Here is a 3,386-nt window from a genome sequence, read left to right as displayed (position 1 = left end):
TTAGTTAGAATATTATTTATAATTATACGATGATTTTGCCCACTGTCAAAGAGTACCCCGCCCTGAAAGTTTCCAGTTTCCAGTTGAAAGCTTCAGGTTAAAAACTCGCAACCCGCAACTCGTAACCCGTATCCCGCGACTTGAATCCCGTAATTAACTCCTGCACGGGGTAAGAATTTTGCCGAAAATCAGCTTGTGGTCTCCTACCGCATAGTAATCCATCACCCTGGCCACTTCCTTATACCCGTGTTTCAGGTAAAACGCCCGGGGGGATTCATAAGGGGGCAGGGAAGAGGTTTCGATGAGTAACAAGCGCGCTTGCCGTTGCGCCAGGTCTTTCTCGGCATAGCGGAGAAGAAGGGTTCCTGTCCCTTGATTCCAGGATACAGGATGGACCACGATCCAATAAAGGTCATAGGTGGCATCCGTCAAGGGAGCTTTTCCATAACAAATGTATCCAAGGATTTCTCCATCCTCTCCTTCGGCTACGCGGATACTGTAGTCGCCCTGGTTTGGTTGCGTCAGAGCTAAGTCTATAATTTCCAAAGCAACTTGTATTTCTGATGGCTTGAAATGCTCCTGGGCCTTAAGGATGGCTTTCAGCGCAGGCCGATCCTTTTTCTCGATCCCGCGGATCTTCATGGCTCGCCACCAAGGATGAGAACTTCTTCCAATCGGGAAAAATCCACGGTGGGGATAACCTCAACGTATTGGAAAACGCCCGGGCGCTTTCGTTCCACTTTGGTAACTGTGCCAATCAATAACCCTTTAGGAAAGATTCCTCCTAAACCGGAAGTGATCACCTTATCACCAACCTGAACGTCGTCGCTCTTTTGCACATATTTGAGGATACCAAACTCATCCACTTTTCCCTCCATGATCCCCTGAGCGCGGGAGCGCTGAATGATCACATCTACTGCGCTGTTGGGGTCGGTCACTAAGAGTACTTTGGCCGTATTGGCCGAGACCTCGATTACCCGACCCACGACTCCTTCGGAAACTACTACGGCCATGTTTTTGGATACGCCTTCCCTTTCTCCCTTGTCAACCAGCAAGGTCTTGAACCAACTCGAAGGGTCACGGGCGAATACCTGAGCCAGGATGGCTGGGGAGGGATGTTGAGCTTGTAAGGGATACAGTTTCGTCAGGCGCTCTTGGGCCAAAATGGCTTCCTGGAGGCGATTGTTCTCCTGCCGCAAAGCGCTGACCCTCCGTTGCAGTGCTTCATTTTCTTGCTGCACGCGGGTGAGAAAAATATAACGCTCCCCCACTCCTTTCAGCCAGCGGATGAATCCTTGGGTTTTTTGCTGGAGGGGGAAAGAGATCTGCAGGAGGGTTTTCTCCACCAAGGAAGTTTCTCGATCGCTTCTGGTGTGCAGGGTGAGTATGAGAGCAGCCAGGAAGAGAAAGAGCAAAACGGTAAAAAGAAGGCGGAAACGTTTCAACCAATCCATTATCAGCCCGGTTCAACGTTGACCGGCCATCCCCTTCCTTCAAAAACCATCAGGATTTGATCATTACCTCTTTGAGGATGTCGAGTTCGTCTAAAGCTTTTCCTGATCCTAAAACCACCGCTGAAATTGGATCTTCGGTGATGGTAACGGGAAGGTTGGTCTCTTCCCGGAGGAGGACATCCAGGTTTCTGAGCAGGGATCCTCCACCGGCCAGGATGATTCCTTTGTCCACGATGTCGGAGGCAAGCTCCGGCGGGGTTCGTTCTAAAGTGGTTTTGATCGCTTCCAGGATGGCATTGATGGGTTCGGCCAGTGCCTCCCGTATTTCCTCGGAGTTGACCTGCAAAACTTTGGGATTCCCGGCCACAAGGTCCCGTCCTTTGATTTCCATGGTCTTCACTTCTTCTTCTGGATAGGCCGTTCCGATCTGAATCTTGACATTCTCCGCGGTTCGTTCCCCAATGAGTAGATTATATTTCCGTTTGATAAACTGCGCAATCGCTTCATCCATTTTGTCTCCGCCCACCCGCACGGACTGGCTATAGACGATTCCCGAGAGGGAGATTACGGCCACTTCTGAAGTCCCTCCCCCAATGTCTACGATCATATTTCCTGAGGGTTCGCTGACCGGAAGCCCCGCCCCGATAGCCGCAGCCATGGGTTCTTCGATCAAGTAGACTTCCCGGGCTCCAGCGGACTGGGCCGACTCACGCACCGCTCTTTTTTCAACCTCCGTGATCCCCGAAGGTACGGAAACAATAATGCGTGGTCTTACCAGGGTCCGGCCTTTATGGACTTGGGCGATGAAGTAACGGAGCATGGATTCGGTGATCTCAAAATCGGCAATGACTCCATCTTTCATCGGACGAATGGCTACGATGTTCCCCGGCGTCCGGCCAAGCATCCTCTTCGCTTCTTTGCCCACCGCCAGGATTTTCTTTCCCCCTCTTGAATCCTTACGGATAGCCACTACCGAAGGTTCACAAAGGACAATCCCTTTACCCTTAACATAAACTAAGGTTGTGGCCGTCCCCAGATCGATCGCCAGATCATTGGAGAATAGGCCCAAGATGGAATCGAAGATCATTGGCCAGCTCCTTTCTTAAGGAACCCCCGAGGGGAAGGAACGTGTCCCTGCAAAAAGGGAAAGTGGGGAGTCCAAGGCAGATATATTAACAAAATTCGATGGCTGGAGCAAGAAAATTAAACGAAAAATACTTGCCTTTTTCCCCGGGGTCATTTAGGATGATTAATATTATTGGGAAAGGGGAATTGGAAGTATGCTGGATTTCATGAGGCGACACGCCCAATCCTGGATGATCAAAGTTGCCTTGGGGGCTGTGGTCGTTGTTTTTATTTTCTGGGGAATCTGGAACCCTGGGGGAAGCAGGGAGCGAGATTTAGTGAGGATTGGGAAACATATCATCACGATTGCCGAGGCCAGAACCTACTATCAGAACCTGCGGGATAGATACCAGTCTGTATACGGGGAAAAGTTCACCGAGGAGATGGCCAAAAAATTGGGGCTCAAGGAACGCGCCGTAAAAGATTTGATCAATAAAATCCTTCTGCTGCAAGAAGCGCAGCGGCTGGGATTAGGGGTGGCTCCCGAAGAGATTCAGGCCTCTATTCAAAACCATCCGGCCTTCCAGAAGGAAGGATTCTTTGATAAAGACATCTACCTTCGCGCTCTCCAGCGTATCCGAATGGCCGCCAAGGAATTCGAGGCCAATCAAAAGCAAATGCTCCTGATTTCTAAGGTTCAAAACCTGATCGTTTCCTCAGCCAAAGTCTCGGATCGAGAAGTCTTAGAAGCCTACCGGGATAATTTCGAGAAGCTGAATCTGGATAGACTTTTTATCAACCCTGGGGACTTCCGGGATATGGCCACACCCCCTGACGAGGTGAAGGCTTACTTTTCCAAACATCGCG

General features: G+C 50.4%; 4 protein-coding genes. 1 reads left to right on the top strand and 3 read right to left on the bottom strand.

Annotated elements, in window-relative coordinates; genetic code table 11:
• Window positions 1-153: 153 nt before the first annotated feature.
• From Q7V48_03780 to Q7V48_03770, 3 genes are read right to left on the bottom strand one after another with little or no spacing between them, the layout of a single operon-like run.
• A complete protein-coding gene (locus Q7V48_03780) occupies window positions 154-642 on the bottom strand; it encodes a GNAT family N-acetyltransferase (GenBank protein MDO9209855.1) in 489 nt (162 codons plus the stop codon).
• Window positions 639-1,454, bottom strand: coding sequence for a rod shape-determining protein MreC (gene mreC, locus Q7V48_03775; GenBank protein ID MDO9209854.1), 816 nt, complete (start codon window positions 1,452-1,454; stop codon window positions 639-641). Before mreC ends, Q7V48_03780 begins: the two co-directional genes overlap by 4 nt.
• Before the next feature lie 49 nt (window positions 1,455-1,503).
• Window positions 1,504-2,541, bottom strand: a complete 1,038-nt coding sequence (locus Q7V48_03770) for a rod shape-determining protein (protein MDO9209853.1) — start codon at window positions 2,539-2,541, stop codon at window positions 1,504-1,506.
• A 193-nt stretch (window positions 2,542-2,734) separates the two neighbouring features.
• Between Q7V48_03770 and Q7V48_03765 the strand changes: the two genes are divergently transcribed.
• Window positions 2,735-3,386 (top strand): SurA N-terminal domain-containing protein (locus Q7V48_03765; protein MDO9209852.1); only part of this gene is annotated, 652 nt, incomplete at its 3' end.

The organism is Deltaproteobacteria bacterium, from assembly GCA_030654105.1.
Classification (GTDB): Bacteria; Desulfobacterota; SM23-61; order SM23-61; family SM23-61; genus JAHJQK01.
The sequence above is the reverse complement of the archived record's forward strand: the minus strand, read 5'-3'. Positions and strand labels throughout refer to the sequence as shown.